21 protein-coding genes and 1 tRNA gene are annotated in these 23,009 nt (G+C 33.9%); 14 read left to right on the top strand and 8 right to left on the bottom strand.

From position 1 onward, the window contains the following. Positions 1 to 44 precede the first annotated feature (44 nt). Positions 45 to 791, bottom strand: coding sequence for a head GIN domain-containing protein (locus tag DU428_RS00860; RefSeq protein WP_072348534.1), 747 nt, complete (start codon positions 789 to 791; stop codon positions 45 to 47). A gap of 49 nt (positions 792 to 840) precedes the next feature. Continuing rightward, positions 841 to 1,935: an acyloxyacyl hydrolase gene (locus DU428_RS00865; RefSeq protein ID WP_072348532.1), complete on the bottom strand. Its 1,095-nt coding sequence runs from the start codon at positions 1,933 to 1,935 to the stop codon at positions 841 to 843. Between the two features lie 310 nt (positions 1,936 to 2,245). Here DU428_RS00865 and metK point away from each other — a divergent pair, with 310 nt between their 5' ends. From metK to DU428_RS00885, 4 genes are all read left to right on the top strand, one after another. Next, positions 2,246 to 3,535, top strand: a complete 1,290-nt coding sequence (gene metK, locus DU428_RS00870) for a methionine adenosyltransferase (RefSeq protein WP_072348530.1) — start codon at positions 2,246 to 2,248, stop codon at positions 3,533 to 3,535. 224 nt (positions 3,536 to 3,759) lie between these two features. Next, a tRNA-Tyr gene (locus tag DU428_RS00875) sits at positions 3,760 to 3,845 on the top strand. Between the two features lie 84 nt (positions 3,846 to 3,929). Then, complete coding sequence (locus DU428_RS00880; protein ID WP_113965582.1) at positions 3,930 to 4,709, top strand: hypothetical protein; 780 nt, start codon at positions 3,930 to 3,932, stop codon at positions 4,707 to 4,709. Positions 4,710 to 4,711: 2 nt separating this feature from the next. Next, entirely contained in the window at positions 4,712 to 5,326 is a 615-nt protein-coding gene (locus DU428_RS00885; RefSeq protein WP_072348526.1) for a deoxynucleoside kinase, read from the top strand. A gap of 170 nt (positions 5,327 to 5,496) precedes the next feature. On the opposite strand, the gene DU428_RS00890 is transcribed toward DU428_RS00885, so the two are convergent. The 4 genes from DU428_RS00890 to DU428_RS00905 all read right to left on the bottom strand — a co-directional run bounded on the left by DU428_RS00890 (position 5,497) and on the right by DU428_RS00905 (position 10,167). After that, entirely contained in the window at positions 5,497 to 5,829 is a 333-nt protein-coding gene (locus tag DU428_RS00890; RefSeq protein ID WP_072348524.1) for a DUF6150 family protein, read from the bottom strand. A 50-nt stretch (positions 5,830 to 5,879) separates the two neighbouring features. Beyond that, a complete protein-coding gene (locus DU428_RS00895; RefSeq protein ID WP_072348522.1) occupies positions 5,880 to 6,884 on the bottom strand; it encodes an App1 family protein in 1,005 nt (334 codons plus the stop codon). Positions 6,885 to 6,965: 81 nt separating this feature from the next. Continuing rightward, positions 6,966 to 9,392, bottom strand: coding sequence for a sodium-translocating pyrophosphatase (locus DU428_RS00900; RefSeq protein ID WP_113965583.1), 2,427 nt, complete (start codon positions 9,390 to 9,392; stop codon positions 6,966 to 6,968). A gap of 247 nt (positions 9,393 to 9,639) precedes the next feature. Further along, the gene (locus DU428_RS00905) at positions 9,640 to 10,167 is read right to left on the bottom strand and encodes an inorganic diphosphatase (RefSeq protein ID WP_072348518.1); all 528 of its coding nucleotides are present in this window, start codon (positions 10,165 to 10,167) and stop codon (positions 9,640 to 9,642) included. Between the two features lie 148 nt (positions 10,168 to 10,315). On the opposite strand from DU428_RS00905, the gene DU428_RS00910 reads away from it, so the two are divergent. Next, complete coding sequence (locus tag DU428_RS00910; RefSeq protein ID WP_113965584.1) at positions 10,316 to 10,717, top strand: hypothetical protein; 402 nt, start codon at positions 10,316 to 10,318, stop codon at positions 10,715 to 10,717. Here the strand turns inward: DU428_RS00910 and DU428_RS00915 are convergent. Beyond that, the gene (locus tag DU428_RS00915) at positions 10,714 to 13,224 is read right to left on the bottom strand and encodes a DUF5686 and carboxypeptidase-like regulatory domain-containing protein (RefSeq protein ID WP_113965888.1); all 2,511 of its coding nucleotides are present in this window, start codon (positions 13,222 to 13,224) and stop codon (positions 10,714 to 10,716) included. The genes DU428_RS00910 and DU428_RS00915 overlap by 4 nt on opposite strands. 73 nt (positions 13,225 to 13,297) lie before the next feature. Next, entirely contained in the window at positions 13,298 to 14,275 is a 978-nt protein-coding gene (locus DU428_RS00920; RefSeq protein ID WP_072348515.1) for a pyruvate dehydrogenase complex E1 component subunit beta, read from the bottom strand. 249 nt (positions 14,276 to 14,524) lie between these two features. Here DU428_RS00920 and DU428_RS00925 point away from each other — a divergent pair, with 249 nt between their 5' ends. The 9 genes from DU428_RS00925 (at position 14,525) to DU428_RS00965 (ending at position 22,937) form a co-directional block, all read left to right on the top strand. Further along, a complete protein-coding gene (locus DU428_RS00925; protein WP_072348513.1) occupies positions 14,525 to 15,271 on the top strand; it encodes an electron transfer flavoprotein subunit beta/FixA family protein in 747 nt (248 codons plus the stop codon). Between the two features lie 75 nt (positions 15,272 to 15,346). Then, positions 15,347 to 16,306, top strand: a complete 960-nt coding sequence (locus DU428_RS00930; protein ID WP_072348511.1) for an electron transfer flavoprotein subunit alpha/FixB family protein — start codon at positions 15,347 to 15,349, stop codon at positions 16,304 to 16,306. 85 nt (positions 16,307 to 16,391) lie between these two features. Further along, positions 16,392 to 17,006 carry a bifunctional nuclease family protein gene (locus tag DU428_RS00935; RefSeq protein WP_072348509.1) on the top strand — a complete coding sequence of 205 codons (615 nt, stop codon included), beginning with the start codon at positions 16,392 to 16,394 and terminating at the stop codon, positions 17,004 to 17,006. Positions 17,007 to 17,015: 9 nt separating this feature from the next. Then, a complete protein-coding gene (locus DU428_RS00940) occupies positions 17,016 to 18,734 on the top strand; it encodes a NupC/NupG family nucleoside CNT transporter (RefSeq protein WP_113965585.1) in 1,719 nt (572 codons plus the stop codon). A gap of 150 nt (positions 18,735 to 18,884) precedes the next feature. Then, entirely contained in the window at positions 18,885 to 19,709 is an 825-nt protein-coding gene (locus tag DU428_RS00945; RefSeq protein WP_113965586.1) for a thymidylate synthase, read from the top strand. A 15-nt stretch (positions 19,710 to 19,724) separates the two neighbouring features. Next, positions 19,725 to 19,934 carry a hypothetical protein gene (locus DU428_RS00950; RefSeq protein ID WP_072348502.1) on the top strand — a complete coding sequence of 70 codons (210 nt, stop codon included), beginning with the start codon at positions 19,725 to 19,727 and terminating at the stop codon, positions 19,932 to 19,934. A 5-nt stretch (positions 19,935 to 19,939) separates the two neighbouring features. Further along, complete coding sequence (locus DU428_RS00955) at positions 19,940 to 20,848, top strand: dihydrofolate reductase (protein WP_113965587.1); 909 nt, start codon at positions 19,940 to 19,942, stop codon at positions 20,846 to 20,848. Positions 20,849 to 20,859: 11 nt separating this feature from the next. Continuing rightward, a complete protein-coding gene (locus DU428_RS00960; RefSeq protein ID WP_123796479.1) occupies positions 20,860 to 21,348 on the top strand; it encodes a DUF5763 domain-containing protein in 489 nt (162 codons plus the stop codon). Positions 21,349 to 21,380: 32 nt separating this feature from the next. After that, a complete protein-coding gene (locus DU428_RS00965; protein ID WP_113965589.1) occupies positions 21,381 to 22,937 on the top strand; it encodes an NAD(P)/FAD-dependent oxidoreductase in 1,557 nt (518 codons plus the stop codon). Positions 22,938 to 23,009: the final 72 nt, after the last annotated feature.

Consider the following 23,009-nt stretch of genomic DNA (forward strand, 5'->3'; position numbering starts at 1 on the left):
ATAAAAAGCGGTATTATTTTTTTAAAAGAATTAATTTTTTAATCCTACTGAAAAATCAGCCTTCCATTATAAAATTCTTCCACAGCGATTGTAGCTGGTTGATTTAAGGAAATCACATGACCCGTACTTCTGATTTCCCCTGTAAGTGAAACTTGCGGATTTACAACCATATCATTAGAACCTCTATGGTAGAAGTTTATATTCTGGGCTATTAAATCTTCGCCTTGAAATCTACCCGAACCAGAGAAAAAATTAATATCTACATTTTGACTTTCTCCTGAAATATAAAAAGAGGAAATATTATTGGCTACCACACTTAATTCTTGAGAGTTAATCGCTAATCTAAAATCACCAATAGAATAACTTTCTGGTCTATTATAATCTTCGGAAACCAACTTCAGCTTAGGATAATGCAATACACCATCACTAGAAATAGTATGCTGTGTAGAACTTCTAATCACCTTTATGCCTGGAGCAGAAACATATATTTTGGTAACTCCGTACTCGCGTACAAGATTACAAGTATTTGTGTCTTTAAGTTGTAATTCATTATTTATAACTTTTACTTCTAAATCTTTTCTTATGTTTTTTCCCGTTTCAATAATAACACGAAAACCTATATCCTGTTTCAAGATTAACTCGATGTCCCTATCTACAAAAATATTTTCAAAAGAAGAAATAGCGACTTCGTCTTGAATAATCGTCCCAGTTTTTTTTAAACAACCATTTGCATCTTCACTATCGCATGCAAACATGAATAGCGCAATAAATATGTATATAAAGTTTTTCATTTTGTTTATTCTAAAAACGTATTTATTCATATTAAACTCTTCCTTTCTATTACAATCTTATACCTACTCCTAGCTCTACAGCTTCCGCTTTTGCTCCGTGAGATTTCAAGGTTAAAGCTGCAAACCATTTCTCACCAAAATATCGTTTCAAACCTACTCTAATATAGGTTCTTCCTTCAAAATGATACGGATAATAAGCATAATACCCCAATTGCGTCACCAAAGACATTTTGTTTATAAACAACTCATGCCCTACAAAAACACCTACTCGTTTATAATCGGCTGTACCATCTTCCCCTTCTTCAGGAAAAGCTGCGGCTCTATATCTTATATATTCCTTTAAAAAATTGGAAAAAAATACATCAGTTCCTAATTGAACCGCACTTTTAAAACCTAGACGCTTGTCGGCATAAGCAGAAAGAATATAAAAAGGAAACTGTCCGCTACCAATCAAATCGCTTTCGTTAATTCCGCTTCTAAAAACTAGATTATATTTTATAGGTTGTGTAAACTTCTCTTTAGATTCTCTTGTAATATATTCCGGATCTTCTTCGTCTAAATTATATGTCACACCAAAATTAAAAGCAATGGTATTTACACTTGTATTTGGTGCTTTTACATTTGCATTTGAATAGTGTATGAGGGATAAGCCTGCCTGCAAACCAAACCTATCTAGCAATCGCTCTTTTTTATAATTAAGCATCGCATAGGTACTACTTAATATATGAGAACCGAATGCTACATTTTTATGATTAGCATCCTTGTTGTATGGATTTGTAGTATATGCCAATCCCTGACCTATACGAAACATTAAATTTCGTTTTAGAAAGTAAAAATTATAATGCGCATATACGGAAACATTGTTTCCAAGCGTCTCATTTTTCAAATCTTGATAAGCAAAGGAAAGTCCGTAATCGGGATAATTAAAACCTTGTTGCCATGCTTCTTCACCAAAGGTTTTCTTGTTCCAACTTATAATCACACCTTCTGGATGTCCTTGAATTAAATGTAAAATATCAGTGTTATGCAAAGCAATGTTTCCTGCAAAGTAATTCACATCCATAGTGGACTTTGTTGCTTTGTTTTCTTGTGAATACGTACAAACACAAAACAAGCAAAATAAGTAGGTAAATAAACGCTTCATTAAATTTAGTTAGATTGTAAAAATAGCATAATATTTAAATAATACAGATGCATCTAGTTTAATCTCACCCTCTTTTACAGGAAAAAACCAAAAAACAATATAGAATCCATATAATTTTACTAATTTTGCAGTTCAATTATTAAGAGGAAAAATTTGTCTGATTGCAACCTCTATGTTTTTCAATACAGAAAAACAGATTTCCAAGTTACTTGGAGATTAAAAAATGCTAAAGCAGTAACTCATCTACTTCTCTAGCGGCGCGCAATCTTATTATTTTTCTGCAATATAACAGTTTAAAAAACAATTATTTATGCCATATTTATTCACTTCCGAAAGTGTATCAGAAGGACACCCAGACAAGGTTGCAGACCAAATTAGTGACGCTTTAATCGATCACTTTTTAGCCTTCGACAAAGATTCTAAAGTAGCTTGCGAAACACTAGTTACAACAGGTCAAGTTGTACTAGCCGGTGAAGTAAAATCAAACACCTATTTAGATGTGCAACAAATTGCAAGAGACACCATAAACAAAATTGGCTACACTAAAAGCGCCTATATGTTTGACGGGAATTCTTGTGGAGTTATTTCGGCTATTCACGAACAGTCACCAGACATTAATCGTGGTGTTGACAAAGTAAACAGAGAAGAACAAGGAGCTGGAGACCAAGGAATGATGTTTGGTTACGCTACCAACGAAACAGAAAACTACATGCCTTTAGCATTAGACCTTTCTCATAAAATCATGTTGGAACTAGCTGCTTTACGTAGAGAAAATAAAGAAATTACTTATTTACGTCCAGACTCTAAAAGTCAAGTAACTATTGAATATAGTGATGATCACGTACCACAACGAATTGAAGCTATTGTAGTTTCAACACAGCATGACGAGTTTGTTTTACCAAGATCTAAGTCTGCCGCTGATGTGGATGCTGCTGAAAAAGAAATGGTAGCTAAAATTAACAAGGACATAAAAGAGATTTTAATTCCGCGTTTAATAGCAAAACTACCAGAGCATATTCAAGTATTATTCAACGATGATATTAAATACCACATCAATCCAACAGGAAAGTTTGTTATTGGTGGACCTCATGGAGATACTGGTTTAACAGGTCGTAAAATTATTGTAGACACTTACGGTGGAAAAGGCGCACACGGTGGTGGAGCTTTTTCTGGGAAAGACCCAAGTAAGGTAGACAGAAGTGCTGCTTACGCAACAAGACATATTGCTAAAAACCTTGTTGCCGCAGGAGTTTGCGAACAAGTTTTAGTACAAGTAAGCTATGCAATTGGTGTTGCAGAACCTATGGGAGTTTTTATAGACACCTACGGAACTTGCCCATTTAATATGACCGATGGCGAAATTGCTGAAAAAGTTTCTAAAATTTTCAATATGAAACCAGCTGCTATAGAAGATCGTTTAAAACTTCGTAATCCTATTTATAGCGAAACTGCTGCATACGGACATATGGGAAGAAAGAATGAAGTAGTTAAAAAAACATTCTCACAAGTAAACGGAGAAGACTTAACAGTAGATGTTGAGTTATTTACATGGGAAAAGTTAGATTATGTAGATAAAATCAAAGCAGAATTCGGTTTATAAATTTCATTTTTCATAAAATTCATATAAACCTCTAGCAAATTGTTAGAGGTTTTTTATTTGTCATATAAAAATTAGCACAAAACAAAAACAGCTAATCATTTAACTAACAAACACATACCGCAACACCCGTTTTACACAAAACTAATGATGAAAAAAAATCTAAAAAAAGACCACAAATTATAGTTGTAAAATTCGAAAACTTAAATATCTTTGACAAAAAATTGGGGGAGATACTCAAGCGGCCAACGAGGACAGACTGTAACTCTGTTGTTTTTTAACTTCGCAGGTTCGAATCCTGCTCTCCCCACCAAAACAAGCCTTCTTTACTTAAGAAGGCTTTTTTGTTTCTAGAATAATCATAAGTTGGTGCAATTTTTGTATTTTTCAATACACTATGAAACATATCTTTCTTTTCTTTTTTTTATACACCATATCTGTTTGCTCGCAAAATACTGTGAAAGCTACTTTTATTAAAGACACTACTTTAACTGTCCAATCTTTAGTCGAAATAAATAATTTTGGAACCCAGTATCATATACAGCACAACACTCTCTATAAAACAGAAAACACAAAATCTAGCAATTACAGTAATGTGCAGTTAGGAGAAATCACCTCTGCAAATGCATTCAATCCTTTAAAATTAAACCTATTTTACAGCGACTTCAATACGGTAATTGTTTTAGATAACAGACTTTCAGAAATATTCAAAATAGATTTCAATACCACAAAACCATATAAAAGTGTTTCACATATTTCAACTGGAAACGACAATACCATCTGGATTTTCAATCAAGATACACAACAACTTGAGCTCTATGATTACAAAACAAATACTGTAAGAGCAAAAACACTGCCTATACAATCCAGATTACTAGACATTAAAAGTAATTTCAATTACTGTTGGCTACTTACCGAAAACTATTTATACAAGTACAGCTACTTTGGTAGCACCGTAAGCAAAATAGAAAACAAAGGATTTACAGCCTTAGAAGAAGACAACGGAAACTTAATTCTTCAAAAGGAAAACAGTCTTTTTTACCACAAAAAAAACACCAACGATTTTCAAAAATTAGAAATACCAAATTTGTTGATAAGTCAGTTTTTACTAACCAACGAAACCTTGTATATTTACCATTCGAAAATCCTCAGTAAATTTCAACTAAAAACAGAATAAATATGCACGTTGCCGTAGCAGGAAATATAGGCGCTGGTAAAACTACGCTTACAAAATTACTAGCAAAACATTACAAATGGGAAGCCCAACTAGAAGACGTGGTAGACAACCCGTATTTAGATGATTTTTACAACCAAATGGAACGTTGGAGTTTTAACCTACAAGTGTATTTCCTAAACAGTAGATTTAGACAGGTTTCCGAAATTCGCGAAAGCGGTAAAGACATTATCCAGGACAGAACCATTTATGAAGATGCGCATATTTTCGCTCCCAACCTTCACGCAATGGGCCTTATGACCAATCGCGATTTTAAAAACTACTCCTCTCTTTTCGAACTTATGGAAAGCTTCGTTCAAGGTCCAGATTTATTAATCTACCTACGCAGCTCGATACCTAATTTGGTTTCGCAAATACACAAACGTGGTCGCGACTACGAAAACTCTATCAGTATTGATTATTTAAGCCGACTAAACGAACGCTACGAAGCATGGATTACTGGTTACAACAAAGGAAAACTACTAATTATAGATGTAGATAATTTAGACTTTGTTGCAAATCCAGAAGACCTAGGGTTCATCTTAAATAAAATTGACGCAGAAATAAACGGATTATTTTAATCCCATAAATATAATTTGGGCGTTACCACAAGGGTCGCGCTATCCGCTATATCTTTTTTGTGCTAAACCGACACAAAAAAGGATGCCGCTACTATCGCTAACGCAAAAAAAAAGCTCTTTCGTCATTTAAACGAAATGAGCTTTTTTTATTCCTTTAAATAAACATATAACTAATACAACAAGTGTTGTTTACTTTTGTTCACCCAACCAGCTTGAGTTGAATAATCCACATAATAAACTTTTAAATCTGCCTGACTTTCATAGTCTACAAAGTAAATTTTCTTATCTGCCCGGTCCGCATACTCCACAAAAAACCATTTACCATTATTTTTTCCTGCCTGACTAGAGTACTTTACTTTATATACCTTTAAATCTGCCCGACTAGCATAATCAACCACATAAACTTTAACATCTGCTTGGTTTGCATATTGTACAGAGTAGACTTTTTGAGCCATAGTTTTTAAAGAACTAAGCAACAAAACAATAATAAATAATTTTTTCATTTTTTGTGGTTTTAGAAAAAGTAGAACTTAAAAGTACCTATTTAATCTTATTATGCAATAAAGCCATTTTCTCTTGCATGCTGTATAGCTTGTTCACTAGTTTCAATCATTAAAGCTGGTGTGGTTTTATTTTTTTCAAGCAAGCATTTTACTCTAAGTAGTTTCTTTTCATGCTTAACATTTCGTAAATAAATAGCTTTTATCCTTCCAGGAAATTGTTGTGCTACTTCTAAATAAATATCTGCATCCTGCTCTGCACTATCTCCAATTAAAATAAAAGGTAATTCAGGGTATGTATTTAGTAAATCAATAATTTCCTTTTGCTTTTGAGGCTTTTCAGCTTCCGTTTTTCGCTTCAAAATATCTTTAAAACTTCTTAATAAAATTGGTCCTTTCGGGAAATCATTCTGCCTTAAAAACAATTCTAAGTATCGGTATAAATTCCACGGACTATTACTTACATAGAAAATCGGATTTACATTTTCTCCAGACTTCCCTCGATGCAATAAATGATAAAATGCTGCTGCACCCTCTAATGGCAGACGCATTTTTGCAGATTTAAAAAGTGTATTATAAAGCAATCGCCATTTAAGAGTTGAAACCACCCCGGTATGCAAAATGGTATCATCAATATCGCTAACAACTCCAAAATTTGCTGTAGAACTTGGTATTAAAATTTCAGCAGGAAAACGATTTCTGTTTTGTATGCTTCGTTTTATTCTATCGTCCTTATAAGAAACTTCGCAAGCAAGCCAACCTTCTTCATTTGCCATCGCTTTCAATCCTTTCAAGTCTGCTTTCACTTTAAAATAACCATGATTATCACTTTTGGTACGTAAAACCGTTCCATCTGGTAATTGTATAGAAATTCCAGCGTTTTTCACCTCATCACTTTCCATTCGCTTCCAACTATTGACTAGCAAACTAAAGAAACCCTGCTTTTCTAAATCAATTGATTCGTCCTCTAGAGCCCTTCCTCGTAAATAGAAATGCGTATCGGTTCCGTAACTTTGAAATGCAATAATTTGAACAGGATCTCTTCTAAATAAAGACATAAATCATGAATGTTTTAAAAAAGTAAAATAACAAAAAACCACGCATAAAGCGTGGTTTCAATCTATAAATATATTAGCTTATTATTCTTTTTCTAAAACGCTAACTGTAACATTATCTCCAAGCTCTTTCACTTTTCTTTTTACTTCTTCAAAAGAACCTTTAAAAGTTTCTTCTTTTACATTTTCAATTCCGTTCGTTATGGTAGTAGTTTTTACAGTTGCTTTGGCTGAGCCATCTGTATATTTTTCAATAGCCGCTTTTTTAATGACTTGCGTATTTCCATCTTGAACAACTTTTTCAATACTCACTTCATTTTCAACAGTCATAGCATCATTAGCATGTCCGCCAAGTATTGGAGCAACTACCAAACCAATTAAACAAGTAAGTTTGATTAAAATATTCATAGAAGGTCCTGAAGTATCCTTAAAAGGATCTCCAACAGTATCCCCTGTAACAGCAGCCTTATGCGCTTCACTTCCTTTGTAAGTCATTTTACCATCTATCTCCACTCCTGCTTCAAAAGACTTCTTAGCATTGTCCCAAGCGCCTCCTGCGTTGTTTTGAAAGATTGCCCAAAGAACACCACTCACGGTAACTCCAGCCATATATCCTCCTAACATTTCAGCAATTGCTAAATTATCCATTCCGAACAACATCGGAACAAAGGCAATTACCAAAGGAAAACCAATAGTCAATAAACCTGGTAGCATCATTTCTCTTAGTGAAGCTTCGGTAGAAATTGCCACACATTTATCGTATTCAGGCTTTCCGGTTCCTTCCATAATTCCAGGAATATCTCTAAACTGACGACGCACCTCTTGCACCATTTCCATAGCTGCTTTTCCTACAGCATTCATTGCTAAAGCAGAAAATACCACAGGCACCATTCCACCAACAAAAAGCATAGCTAAAACAGGTGCTTTAAAAATGTTAATTCCGTCAATTCCTGTAAAAGTTACATAAGCAGCAAAAAGCGCCAAAGAAGTTAATGCTGCAGAAGCAATTGCAAAACCTTTTCCGGTGGCAGCAGTAGTATTTCCAACAGAGTCTAAAATATCTGTTCTCTCTCTTACAATAGGATCTTGCTCACTCATTTCGGCAATACCACCAGCATTATCGGCAATAGGCCCAAAGGCATCAATTGCTAACTGCATTGCTGTAGTTGCCATCATAGCAGAAGCCGCTAAAGCCACACCATAAAAACCCGCTAAGGCATAAGATGCCCAAATTGCACCAGCAAATAATAACACAGAAGGAAAGGTAGAGATCATTCCCGTAGCTAAACCTGCAATAATATTAGTTCCAGCTCCAGTACTAGACTGTTGTACAATTTTTAATATCGGCTTTTTACCTAATCCTGTATAGTATTCGGTAATAGAAGAAATAACAGCACCAACAAATAAACCAACTAAAGTAGCATAGAAAACTCGCATAGAAGAAATATCCTGCAAGCCTTCACCAAAGAAATTCATTTTCATTGTTTCTGGCAACATCCAAGTTACCAATGCGAAACACGAAATTGCCACTAGAGCAATAGAAACCCAGTTCCCTAGGTTTAAAGCTCCCATTACCTGATTTTCTTTAGCATCGTTGCTTTTTATTTTTACTAACATGGTTCCGATTACAGAAATAATAATTCCAGCTCCGGCAATAGCCATTGGTAGTAAAATTGGACCAATTCCTCCAAATGCTTCACCAATATTACCACCCATATCTTTAATCACATAGTTTCCTAAAACCATTGCAGCTAAAACAGTTGCCACATAAGAGCCAAATAAATCAGCTCCCATTCCCGCAACATCTCCAACATTATCCCCAACATTATCAGCAATAGTAGCTGGGTTTCTTGGGTCATCTTCCGGAATACCCGCTTCAACTTTACCAACTAAATCGGCTCCTACATCGGCAGCTTTGGTATAAATACCTCCACCAACTCTAGCGAATAAAGCTATAGACTCTGCTCCTAATGAAAATCCTGCTAAAGTTTCTAAAACAATAGTCATGTCCATAGTGTTTGTCCAAACACCACCCATGAAGAAATGAAAGAATATAATAAAGAAAGTAGTCAATCCTAATACTGCTAAACCAGCAACACCAAGTCCCATTACCGTTCCGCCACCAAAAGAAATTTTTAATGCATTTGGTAAACTAGATTTTGCCGCTTGTGTAGTTCTAACATTTGTTTTGGTTGCTATTTTCATTCCGATGTTTCCTGCAAATGCTGAAAAAACAGCACCAAAAATAAAAGCAATAACAATTAACCAATGTGTAGTAGGCACAACGAAAGAAACTATTGCTAGCAATACACTTACTATTAAAACAAAAACTGCTAATAATCTGTATTCTGCTTTTAAGAAAGCTAATGCACCTTCATAGATATGGTCTGAAATTTCCTTCATTTTGCCATCTCCAGCATCCTGTTTCATAACCCATTTTTGTTTAATCGTCATATAGATTAAACCTAAAATTGCCAATACGATTGGCATGTAAATCATTATTGATTCCATATTGTTTTTGTAGTTTGGTTAGTTTTAATGAATGCTAATGTAATAAAATCAATCAGAAGTAAAAAATCTTTTAAATTTGATAATTTATTAACAATATAAAAGGGATTTTATTAATTTTAAAGCTATATGTTTTAGAATACAAAAACCTCTAACACCTATAAACAAAGGTAACAGCAACCGAAACCACATAAAATAAAAAAGCCTTTCATTTGAAAATGAAAGGCTTAACTATAAATATATCTACTAATTAGATTGTGAAATCTCCGTTAGTTTTGTGCTCGCTATTTTCATAACGATCTACACATTTATTTAAAATGTCATAAGCTTCAGCAGCGTTACCCCATCCACCGATATCTACTTTTTTCTTTTCTAAATCTTTATACACTTGGAAGAAATGTGTGATTTCTTTAATTCTGTGTGGATTTAAATCATCAATATCATTGTAGATATTCCAAATTGGGTCTGTTACTGGAACACAAATTATTTTTTCGTCTGGTCCTTTTTCATCTGCCATATGGAAAACACCAATTGGTTTTACTTCCATAACACACATTGGAAAAGTTGGCTCTGTTCCTAATACTAAAACATCTAGTGGATCTCCATCTAATGCTAAAGTTTCAGGAATAAATCCGTAATCTCCTGGATACATCATAGAGGAGAATAACATTCTATCAAAACGAATTTTATTTAATTCGAAATCGTATTCGTACTTGTTTCTACTTCCTTTTGGTATTTCGATTAATACATCAAAAGTTTCTTTTCCTTTTGGACTCATATTATATATATTATTAATATTTCCGCTTAAGCGAAAACAGTTTTATTAATTATCTAAAAATTTCGGTTTGCAAAAGTACGGAAACTATTAACTTTTACAAAGAAAACACTATCTTAGTTATCTATTAACGCCTAAATATCTTGCTTTTATGTCCTTTTTTAGCAAAATCCTTATTGTATCCTCTCTGTTTTTAACTTTTTCAGGCTATTCTCAAAATCTAGAATGTTGTTCTTCTAAAGAAGAAATTGAAGAAACGCTTTCTGGATATTGGAAAATAAAAGACGACTCCTCTAAAAGTCTCTACCATTTTTGGTTTGAAAACGGAAGAGGAAATGTTGAAAATGTAGAAACAACCGAATCCTTAGGGAAATATTTATCCGTAAAAGGTTCTCATTCCTACTTATATATCAAGGAGGAAGATGCTTCTTTTGCATTAGAATATATCTTCAAATTTGGAAATTGGATTTCTACCATTAAAAAACTAGATAAACACAATCTTTCTTTAGAAACCAACGGAGAAATTACAGATTACTATAAGATAACTTACTAGAAGTTAAACCCAAAGCTTCCTGTTACACCAAACTTTCTAGCATCTGGATAATTAGCTTCATTTAAATAATTTCCTCTAAAGTTAAAGTCGATTCTAAAGACTTTAAAAATATTACCTACACCTACACTATACTCATAATACACCTTATTATTTGGTGAAATTAATGGTATATTATAAGGGTTTGAAGTAGTGCTTAAAGCAATATTACTATCGGAAAGTTCTCCCCAAGCAGCTCTAAAACCAATAATCTCTCTCCAATTTAATTTACGTAAAAACGGAATTCTTGAAAAGAATCTTCCATTAAAATTATGTTCTAAATGCATAGACGCATAAGTATCTGTAACAAACTCATAATAGTCCAGCTGCGCGAAACTATTATAAACAGAGAAGTAAGATTGGTTTCCAGGTATAACACTTAACAATCCTAAAGGTACATCTCCAAAGGTTTTACCGGCTTCTATGGTAGTATAAAGTCTTCCTAAACCTCCAACAGACCATGGTTGCATATAAGAGAATTGAAGTTTGGTATAATCAAAATCACTTTTAAACATTCCTTGACTTCCACGAGTTACTTGCGCAAACAGTCTAGCAAAATCGTCGTTTGCTTCATGACGCTCAACCCCATATCCTGTCATTTTTCTTTTTGGAAAATAGGAAACAGAGAAAGCAGATTCAAATTGTTTGATTTCTGATTCTATTCCTGTTGGCGTATTATAGTCTAAACTAAAAGTTGGTGAAGCAGACTCTAAGGTTCTATAGTTTCCACTTAGTTTAAAAACCACATTCTTAATAGGCTCCAACTCTACTGCAAGAGTAGTTATATTGATGTCTGTAAGCTTATCATTGGTTCCAGTTCCTATTAAAGAGGAAGAAGCTAAACTTCTACCCAAAACATCTGTAGAGGTTGTTAAACTAGCTCCTATCTGTTCGATATCTCTACGGTTTCCACCAGAAATAATAAATCGGTTTTTCTTATTAAGCAGTACTTTTCCTGAAATACCGTACTTAAATTTATTGTCTTTAAATCCGTATGCTGTAAACCCTTCTACTCGCCAAAGATCATTTTGTCCAAAGTAGGTTCTTCCTCCTACTCTTAGACGCATTCCTTCCACCTCATTAAACCCGAAAGTAGAAAATATTGGTCCGTAATCTAAATTCCATTCTGGAAACTCAATATATCCGGAAGCCAAAATACTTCCCATATTATATAATCGCTTAAACTTTTTAACGGTTTTAAGTGTATCTAACATTTTGTAAACACCTTTTTCGTCTTTACTTAATGCTTCCATTCGGTTTTCTTCCCAGAAACTATCTTCCCGATTGTAAATATCTTTGTCGTAGTTATAAACTTCTTCACTATAGAATTTCTCGTCTTTCGGATTATCGAAAACGTAATTATCATATAATGTAGTACGCTTACCGTAAACACCACGAGATTTTTCTTTTTTGTTAAAAGAGAAATCAGACATGAAGTAATCTCTTTTCAGTAATAATAAAGAATCGCTTAAAACATCAAACTCCTGCTCTATATAAATTTCTTTTACCCAGTTTATATTGGCACTTTTAGATGCCTGCATATTAATTTCCTTAATAGCATAAGTGGTATCTGCTACCCAAAAATCTCCTTTAAAGGTTAGTTCATTTTTACGTCTTGGGTAATAAATAATATTATAACACCATTTATTGTCTCTATAAGTACTATCAGCTAAAACATAGTTATAGGTATGAATTCCTGTTTTAGAAATCGGACTCACAAAACTCTTATCGAAAAACTTCAGATAATTATCATAAATATCAAACTCTGAATACAAATCGTTTACAAAATCAATAATAATTTGATTATCACTGAATCCGGAATTTTTATTCCCTAGTAAATCAACTTTTTCTTTTTTAAGCGTATTATCTCCGTAAACTTTAGAAACTGCCTCATTAATAAAAATTGGCAAATAGGTTTTTCCGGTAACTCGAGAAGTATCTACTTCATTAAAAACAAACTCCATTCCTTTGAAAAGTTTACTCTTTATAAGCGCACTATCAATAGTGTTTAAATCGAATTCTACTTTTTCGTATTTATCGTATTCGTATTGATTGAATTGTCTTAACCCATTTTTACGTTTGTGTGCCCAAACCTTTTTAAGAATAGCTATTGCTGGGTTTTCAGATTCTTTTTTAGACTGCTTTCCTGTTACAATAAAAACTTCGTCTAAAGAACCTGTTTCTTCTTTAAGAATAAATTTAAGATTATAGTTAACTCGCTTTTCTAACGGAATATCTAAAGTAGCAAAGCCTATAAAAGAAACAATAAGCGCATCCCAAGTATCTTTAGACTCTAAATAAAAAGTTCCGTTTTCGTCTGTTATTGTTCCTTCAGAAGAACCTTTAAAAATCACATTTGCGAATGCAACCGGCTCATCAAATTCGTCAAACACTTTACCACTAACCTTTGTTTGTGATAAAACGGACATAATTCCGAAGAAAAAAAATACTATACTTAGTTTATAATTCATACCCATAAAAAAAAAGACTTCATTAACAATCAAGCCAATGAAGTCTAATAATAATAAAAATATTAGTTTTATTTTATTTATACATCACTTTTTTGACTGCGTTAATAACATCGGTACTATTTGGTAACCATTCTGCTAGTAAAACTGGCGAATAAGGTGCAGGTGTATCTGCAGTATTAATTTTAATAATTGGAGCATCTAAATAATCGAATGCTTGCGATTGTACTTGATATGTAATTTCTGTAGCAACATTTCCAAATGGCCATGCTTCTTCTAAAATTACTAATCTGTTTGTTTTCTTAACAGAATTTAAAATGGTCTCGTGATCCATTGGTCTTACTGTACGTAAATCGATAATCTCACAAGAAATTCCTTCTTTTTCTAATTCTTCTGCTGCTTTGTAAGCTTCTTTAATAATCTTACCAAAAGAAACGATAGTTACATCTGTACCTTCTCTTTTTATATCTGCAACACCTATTGGAATCACGTATTCTCCTTCAGGAACTTCTCCTTTGTCCCCGTACATTTGCTCACTTTCCATAAAGATAACTGGATCATCATCACGAATAGCAGCTTTCAATAAACCTTTAGCATCGTAAGGATTAGAAGGAACAATCACTTTTAAACCTGGTGTATTAGCATACCAGCTTTCAAAAGCTTGCGAGTGTGTTGCTGCTAATTGTCCTGCAGAACCTGTTGGCCCACGAAAAACAATAGGACATTTAAACTGCCCTCCAGACATTTGTCTAATCTTAGCTGCGTTGTTTATAATTTGATCAATCCCAACTAATGAGAAGTTAAATGTCATAAATTCCACAATAGGTCTGTTTCCTGTCATAGTAGATCCTACTGCTATACCTGCAAAACCAAGCTCTGCAATTGGAGTATCTATTACACGTTTCGGACCAAATTCATCCAACATTCCTTTACTAGCCTTATATGCTCCGTTATATTCAGCAACTTCTTCTCCCATTAAATAAATGCTCTCATCTCTGCGCATTTCTTCACTCATTGCTTCACAAATAGCTTCTCTAAATTGTATTGTTTTCATTCCTAATTAATGTCTTCAAAACTGAAGAACTTTTTTAGTTAATAATAAAGACAACAAAAATAGCAATAAAAGGAAAACTTTCTCTATAAGATTTGTTTAAAATTTACTATGCGCGCATAGTAAATAATCAAAATAAAATAATTAACTTCGTGGCTTGGAAAAAAGTCTAGAATTTTACCACATAAATTCAGGAGAGAATTTAGGAAATTATAGTCTTTATAAATTTAACCTTAATTTAATTATAAGAATATGAAAATTTTAGTGTGTATCAGTCACGTTCCTGACACGACATCAAAAATTAATTTCACTGAAGGAGATACAAAATTCGACACTAACGGTGTTCAGTTTGTAATTAACCCAAATGATGAATTTGGTTTAACTCGCGCTATGTGGTTTAAAGAAAAACAAGGTGCAAGTGTAGATGTAGTAAATGTTGGAGGACCAGAAACAGAACCTACTTTAAGAAAAGCTTTAGCTATTGGTGCAGATACGGCAATTAGAGTAAATACAGAAGCTACAGATGGTTTTGCAGTTGCAAAACAACTAGCAAAAGTAATTGAAGATGGTGGATACGATTTAGTTATTGCTGGTCGTGAGTCTATTGATTATAATGGAGGAATGGTTCCTGGAATGATTGCAGGTTTAACAAACGCAAACTTTGTGAATAACTGTATCAACTTAGAAATTGACGGGACTAACGTTACTGCCACTAGAGAAATTGATGGTGGAAAAGAAACAGTGTCTACAACTTTACCTTTAGTTATAGGTGGACAAAAAGGACTTGTTGAAGAAAGCGACTTACGTATTCCTAACATGAGAGGTATTATGATGGCTCGTAAAAAACCATTACAAGTTGTTGAGCCTGTAGCTGCAAATGCAGAAACTGCTTCTGTAAAGTTTGAAAAACCAGCTCCAAAAGGTGCAGTAAAACTTGTTGCTCCAGATAATTTAGATGAGTTAGTAAACTTACTTCACAACGAAGCTAAAGTAATATAAATCGCAATTTCAAATCGCAGTCGCCAATAATATTTAATTGGAAGTAGCCTTTTTGAAATTTAAAATTTAAAAAATATGTCAGTTTTAGTATATACAGAATCAGAACAAGGAAAATTAAAGAAAACAGCTTTAGAAGTAGCTTCTTACGCAAAAGCTGTTGCCAACCAACTAGGTACAACAGTAACTGCAGTAGCTATTAACGCTAACGATACTAGTGAACTTGGAAAGTATGGTGTAGATAAAGTTTTAAATGTAACAAATGCAGGTTTAGATGCTTTTAATGCAAAAGCTTATGCAGATGTATTAAAACAAGCAGCAGAAAAAGAAGGATCAAAAGTAGTTATTGTAAGCTCAAGTGCAGACAGCAAATATTTAGCACCATTATTATCTGTTGGATTAGAAGCAGGATTTGCTTCAAACGTGGTAGAGGCACCTTCAAGCACTTCGCCATTTACAGTAAAACGTACAGCTTTCACAAACAAAGCTTTCAACATGACAACTATTAATACCGATGTAAAATTAGTTGCCGTATCAAATAACTCTTTCGGATTAGTAGAAAGCGAAGGATCAGCTACAGCTGAAGACTTCTCTCCTAGTATTCCAGAAATTAATGTAAAAGTAGAATCTGTAGATAAAGCAACAGATAAAGTAAGTATTGCAGATGCAGAAATCGTTGTTTCAGCTGGTCGTGGAATGAAAGGTCCAGAAAACTGGGGAATGATTGAAGAACTTGCAGAAGTTCTTGGCGCAGCAACAGCTTGTTCTAAACCAGTAAGTGATTTAGGATGGAGACCTCATAGCGAACACGTAGGGCAAACAGGAAAGCCTGTAGCTTCTAACTTATACATTGCTATTGGTATTTCTGGAGCTATCCAACATTTAGCAGGAATCAATGCAAGTAAAGTAAAAGTAGTTATCAATACAGACCCAGAAGCTCCTTTCTTTAAGGCAGCTGATTACGGTGTTGTTGGTGATGCTTTTGAAGTAGTACCTGCTTTAATCGAAAAATTAAAAGCTTTTAAAGCACAACAATAATTAATTTTTTATAAATTGTATTGGTAAAAAGGACTGTTTAAATTTTGTTTTGTCCTAATTTAAGCAGTCTTTTGTGTTTTAAATTATGAGTTTAGTTAAATTAAATATTAAAGGAATATCGTATAGCCAAACCCAAAATGGCGCATACGCCTTGATTTTAAATGAAGAAGACGGAGACAGAAAACTCCCTATCGTCATTGGTGCTTTTGAAGCACAGTCTATTGCGATTGCTTTAGAAAAAGAAATTCGCCCACCTAGACCACTTACCCACGACTTATTTAAAAATTTTGCAGACAGGTTTGATATTACAGTCAAACAAGTAATCATTCATAAATTAGTAGATGGAGTTTTTTATTCTAGTCTAATTTGTGAACGCGACAAAATCGAGGAAATTATTGATGCTAGAACTAGCGATGCTATAGCATTAGCACTTCGCTTTCAAGCTCCTATCTTCACTTATAAAAACATTTTAGACAAAGCTGGAATTTACTTAAAAGTAAACCCTGAAAAAGAAGACAAAGAAATAGAAGACGATGTCTTACTTGACGCTTTGGTTACTGAAGAAATTGAAACAGAATCTCCTAGCGATAGTTTCGCTAACAAATCCATAGAGGAACTGAATATCATGCTTGAAGAAGCAGTTGCTAATGAAGACTACGAAAAAGCAGCACATATTCGAGACGAGATCTCTAAACGATAACCCATTACTATGAAAAGAATATTACTAGCTATTACGGCTATTTTTTTTGGAATTTCTATAAGTACGGCTCAAGACCTTGAGAAAAAATGGATTGCAAACGACCAAAACAACATTTTTGAAACTTTAGAATTACGAGAAGGAGAGTTTAATGCCGATAATGCTTCAGGAGATTATTTACACCAAAATAAACTATTGGTTTTCTACTTCAATAAACCAACAGACTCTGTAAGTGATTATAAAATTAAAGAACACACGGATTCTACTTTAGTGTTTTCAGATAATAATATAGTTTACCAGTTTACAGCTTCTCAAGAAACAGAAAAAGTTATTGCAGTAACAGACACAGCAGAAGCAAATAACACAAATGGAACTATCGTAGATAGTCAGGGATTTTCTTTTGAAAGTCTATGGAGAGGGATTTTAGGAATGATTTCTCTTATTATTTTATCTTTTCTTTTTAGTAAAAACCGCAGAGCAATTAACTGGAAAACCGTTGGACTAGGGTTAGCTTTTCAACTTATTATTGCAATAGGAGTTTTAAAAGTAGATTTTATAAAAACTGGTTTCGAAATAATTGGAAAAGGTTTTATTTCTATTTTAGGATTCACCCAAGCAGGTAGTGAATTCCTCTTTGGTGGCATGTTAGATGTTACTTCCTTCGGGTTCATTTTTGCTTTTCAAGTACTACCAACTATCATATTCTTTTCTGCTTTAACATCGGTGCTTTTCTACTTAGGAATCATCCAAAAAGTCGTAAAAGCTATGGGTATATTACTAACTAAAGTTTTAGGAATCTCAGGAGCTGAAAGCTTAAGTGTTGCGGGAAACATCTTTCTAGGGCAAACAGAAGCGCCTTTACTAATTAAGGCTTACCTAGAAAAAATGAACAGATCCGAAATTCTACTAGTAATGATTGGTGGAATGGCTACAGTTGCAGGAGCTGTACTTGCAGCTTATATTGGTTTCTTAGGTGGTGATGATGAAGTGCTTCAACTATTTTACGCAAAACACTTATTAGCAGCATCGGTAATGGCTGCACCTGGAGCTATTGTTATTTCAAAAATATTATATCCACAAACAGAAGAAATCAATACAGATGTACGCGTTTCTTCAGATAAAATTGGTTCAAATTTCTTAGATGCTATAGCAAACGGAACAACAGAAGGTTTAAAACTTGCAGTAAATGTAGGTGCAATGCTTCTTGTTTTTGTTGCTTTTATAGCAATGGTTAATGGGATTTTAGGTGGTGCTGCCAGTTTTGATGGCTTCACGATTGAAGCATTAAATATCGATTGGCATTTTACTTCTTTAAATGAAGTTATTGCGAATAATACACCTTATCAAAAATTCTCTTTAGAGTTTATTCTTGGTTACGTATTTGCTCCACTAATGTGGCTAATTGGAGTTGCAAAAGAAGATATGGCTTTAATGGGACAACTTTTAGGTATCAAGCTAGCTGCAAGTGAGTTTATAGGTTATATCCAGTTAGCAGATTTAAAAAATGCTGCAAGCGCAACACATTTAACTTATAACAAATCTATCATCATGGCAACTTATATGTTATGCGGATTTGCAAACTTTGCTTCTATTGGTATTCAAATAGGGGGAATTGGTTCTCTTGCTCCTGGACAACGTAAAACCTTATCGGAATTTGGTATAAAAGCATTAATTGGTGGTACAATAGCATCGCTAATGTCTGCTACCATCGCAGGTATGATAATAGGATAACAAATTCCTATATAGGAATCTTATTTATATATTAAATTAAAGCATCTTATTGATGCTTTTTTTTTATTTTAGCTTGTATATGAAACTGATAATATTTCAGCTTCTAATTGTATAATTTAAAGGTATTTCCATTTACACGGAAAGAGAAACATGAAACAGTATTTAGATTTAGTAAAGCACGTTTTAGAAAACGGAAACGAAAAAGGAGATAGAACAGGAACAGGAACAAAAAGTGTTTTTGGTTACCAAATGCGTTTTGACTTAAGTGAAGGTTTCCCTATGGTTACCACAAAAAAACTACATTTAAAATCTATTATTCATGAACTACTTTGGTTTATAAAAGGAGATACAAATATTAAATATCTAACCGAAAACGGCGTTCGTATTTGGAATGATTGGGCAGATGAAAATGGCGACTTAGGACCTGTTTATGGTCACCAATGGAGAAACTGGAACAGCGATGAAATAGACCAAATCAAAGAAGTGATTCACGCCTTAAAAACAAACCCTAACAGTAGGAGAATGTTAGTTTCTGCTTGGAATCCTTCGGTTTTACCAGACACATCTAAATCTTTTAGCGAAAACGTAGCAAACGGAAAAGCTGCACTTCCTCCTTGCCATGCTTTCTTTCAATTTTATGTAGCAAACGGGAAATTATCTTGTCAATTATACCAACGTAGTGCCGACATATTTTTAGGTGTTCCGTTTAATATTGCGTCTTATGCTTTATTCACGATGATGATGGCACAGGTTTGTGGCTATGAAGCAGGAGATTTTATCCACACCTTCGGGGATGCACATATTTATAGCAATCACTATAAACAATTAGAACTGCAGCTAACAAGAGAGCCTAGACCGCTACCGAAGATGAAAATTAATCCGGAAGTGAAAGATATTTTCGACTTTACTTTTGATGATTTTACCTTAGAAGACTACAATCCTCACCCACATATTAAAGGTACCGTTGCTGTATAAAACAGACCAAAACACATGAAAAGCATATATTTTTTAGCTCTTTTTCTATTTACTTTAGTTTCATTCTCACAGGAAGCAACAACATCTGTAAAACCTATAGATGATGTAAATGAAGAGGAGACGGAAGCTGTTTCATTTGCAATAATAGAAAAAAAACTAGCCCAAATTCCCCCTCAACAACCTTTACTTATAACTTTTAAAAGAATTATATTTACGTATAAATAGTAATCATGTTCGGACTAAAAAAGAAAAAACCTCAAATAGATAAAGAGCAATTAGAGCTTATACAAAATGCACAGCGTAGAATAAAACAAAAAAAACGCCTGTACACGCATGTCATTATATTTTTGGTCTTTAGCTTACTACTCTACACTTTTAATGTAGGACTTGGCTTTGCAAATGAATTTACTCTAGCAACTTTCCCATGGTCTGTGGTTATTATAGTATTTTGGTTTATTTTACTGTTTTGGCACACTATAAACGTATTTATAATTAATAGGTTTATGGGGAAAGAATGGCAACAAAAGCAACTAGAAAAGCTTGTTAATAAGCAAGAAGATCGCATTGAAAAAATGAAAAAAGAGCTTAAAAAGGAAGCTCCTCTTGTTGCTAAAACTGAAATCTACAACCAAGAACTAGCATCAAAAAATCAAACGCTTACAATTATTGCTGCTGCTGGAGAAAATGATGCTATTGGTAAAGGCAATAAACTTATTTGGCACTTACGTAATGATTTAATTCGCTTTAAGAAACTTACTTCTGGTCACCACATTATTATGGGTAGAAAAACTTTTGAAAGTTTTCCTAAACCTTTACCTAACAGAACACATATTGTGATTTCTAGACAAGAGAACTACCAAGCCCCAGCTGGTGTAATTATTGTGAACTCCCTAGAAAAAGCTATCGTAGCAGCAAAAAGTGATTCGCAACCTTTTATTATTGGTGGTGGCGAAATCTATAAACAAGCGATGCCTCTTGCCGATAAATTAGAAATAACTCGCGTTCACGAAAGTTTTGATGCAGACACTTTCTTCCCTAAAATAGATACTTCAGTTTGGAAAGAAACCAGCAAAACATTTCATGGTAAAGACGAGGAGCATGATTACCCATTCACTTTCTTAACTTACGAGAGAAAGTAATTATGCTTAAAATGCATAAGGCTAAATACGGCATATTTATTATCCTATTTATGGTGTTTACTACTATAAATGCGCAAAGCCTTTATAAAACACCTTCGGGTAAAAAATACCATTTAAGCTCTTGCAGAATGGTGGAAAATGTCTCTAAAAAGCTTTCTAAAGAAGACATTTCAAAGTACAATCTCACTGCATGTAAAATATGTAAACCGCCACAAGTAGGTAATATTACAAGCAGAAATAGCTTTTATGCTTCAGATAAATCTGTAGGAAAGTCATCAACCACCCAATGCAAAGGAAAAACTAAAAAGGGCTCCAGATGTAAACATAAAACTAGCATTGCTAATGGCTATTGCTACCAACATACTAGTCAAAACAACACAAGTAATTCGTTTTATACTTCCCCAAAAATTTCTATTACAACATGCGGAGCAAGAACCAAATCTGCTAGCTTGTGTAAACGAAAAACTAAAAACAATGCAAGGTGTTATCAACATTCATAACAACCTGAAGCAATTTTAACTAAATTTGCGACATGATTAAAGACCTTCAATTACGAGTTTCGCTTAAAGAGGAAGAAATTCCAGACATCCTTTTAAAAAAAGCAGTAAAGAAACTAGATATATCAGCTAAAGATATTTCTGGAGTAAAAGTATTACGTAAATCTATAGACGCCCGTAAACCCAAAATCATCTTTAATTATAAAGTCGCTGTTTATATAAAGGAACCAGTTCCACAAACTTCAGAATACATTTTTGATTATAAAGATGTTTCTTCAGCAAAACCTATTCATATTATTGGTTTTGGTCCTGCAGGAATGTATGCTGCACTTCGCTGTATTGAACTTGGTTTTAAACCAATCGTTTTAGAACGTGGTAAAAACGTACAAGACAGACGTAGAGACTTAAAAGCCATCAACCGAGATCATTTTGTTAACGAGGATTCTAATTATTGCTTTGGCGAAGGTGGAGCAGGAACCTATAGCGACGGTAAATTATATACTCGAAGTTTAAAACGCGGGGATGTAAGACGTATTTTTGAAAACCTAGTATATCACGGTGCTACAGATCAAATTCTAGTAGATGCACATCCGCATATTGGAACCAATAAGTTACCAAAAGTAGTTGCTAATGTTAGAGAAACTATTTTAAAATATGGTGGCGAAATTCATTTTAACACACGAGTTACAGATTTTGTAATTAAGAACAACGCCATACAAGCATTACAACTTCAAAACGGAGATGAGCTTACTGCAAACCGTGTTATTCTGGCAACTGGGCATTCGGCAAGAGATATTTATTATTTATTACACAAGAAAGAAATTGCCTTACAAGCAAAATCTTTTGCAATGGGAGTTCGCATAGAGCATCCACAACATATTATAGATTCTATACAATATCATTGTGAAGGGAAACGTAGCGATTTACTTCCTGCTGCAGCTTACAGTTTAGTGCAACAAGTAAATGACAGAGGGGTTTACTCATTCTGTATGTGTCCAGGTGGATTTATCGTTCCTGCAGCAACTGCAAACGGAGAAGTAGTGGTAAATGGTATGTCGCCATCAAAACGTAATAACGAATTTGCCAATTCTGGAATTGTAGTTGAAATCAATGCAGATAAGGATTTAGCTAAATATGAAAAATTCGGCGTTCTTAAAGGTTTAGAGTTTCAAAAAGACTTCGAAAAACTAGCTTTTACTGCAGGAGGAAGAACGCAAACAGCACCGGGACAACGCTTAACCGATTTTGTTGAAGGGAATATGTCTACAGACTTAAACCCTACCTCCTATCAGCCAGGATTAAATTCCGCACCGCTTCATTCTTTATTTCCTAAATTAATAGGAAGTAGATTACGTCAAGGTTTTAAAGCTTTTGGTGATAAAATGAAAGGATTTTATACTTCCGAAGCAAATATTATTGGTGTAGAGTCTAGAACCTCATCACCTGTAAATATTCCAAGAAAAGAAAACTTAGAATACCCAGAAATAAACGGTCTTTTTCCATGTGGAGAAGGAGGAGGTTATGCTGGTGGTATTGTTAGCGCAGCAATGGATGGAGAACGTTGTGCCGAAGCTGCAACCGTAGGCTTATAAAACACGACTAAAATCACATCTATTTTAATACCCTATATCAAATAACATGAACCAAAATAGGAAGTAGCATAG

Source organism: Oceanihabitans sediminis (assembly GCF_003337215.1).
GTDB lineage: Bacteria > Bacteroidota > Bacteroidia > Flavobacteriales > Flavobacteriaceae > Oceanihabitans > Oceanihabitans sediminis.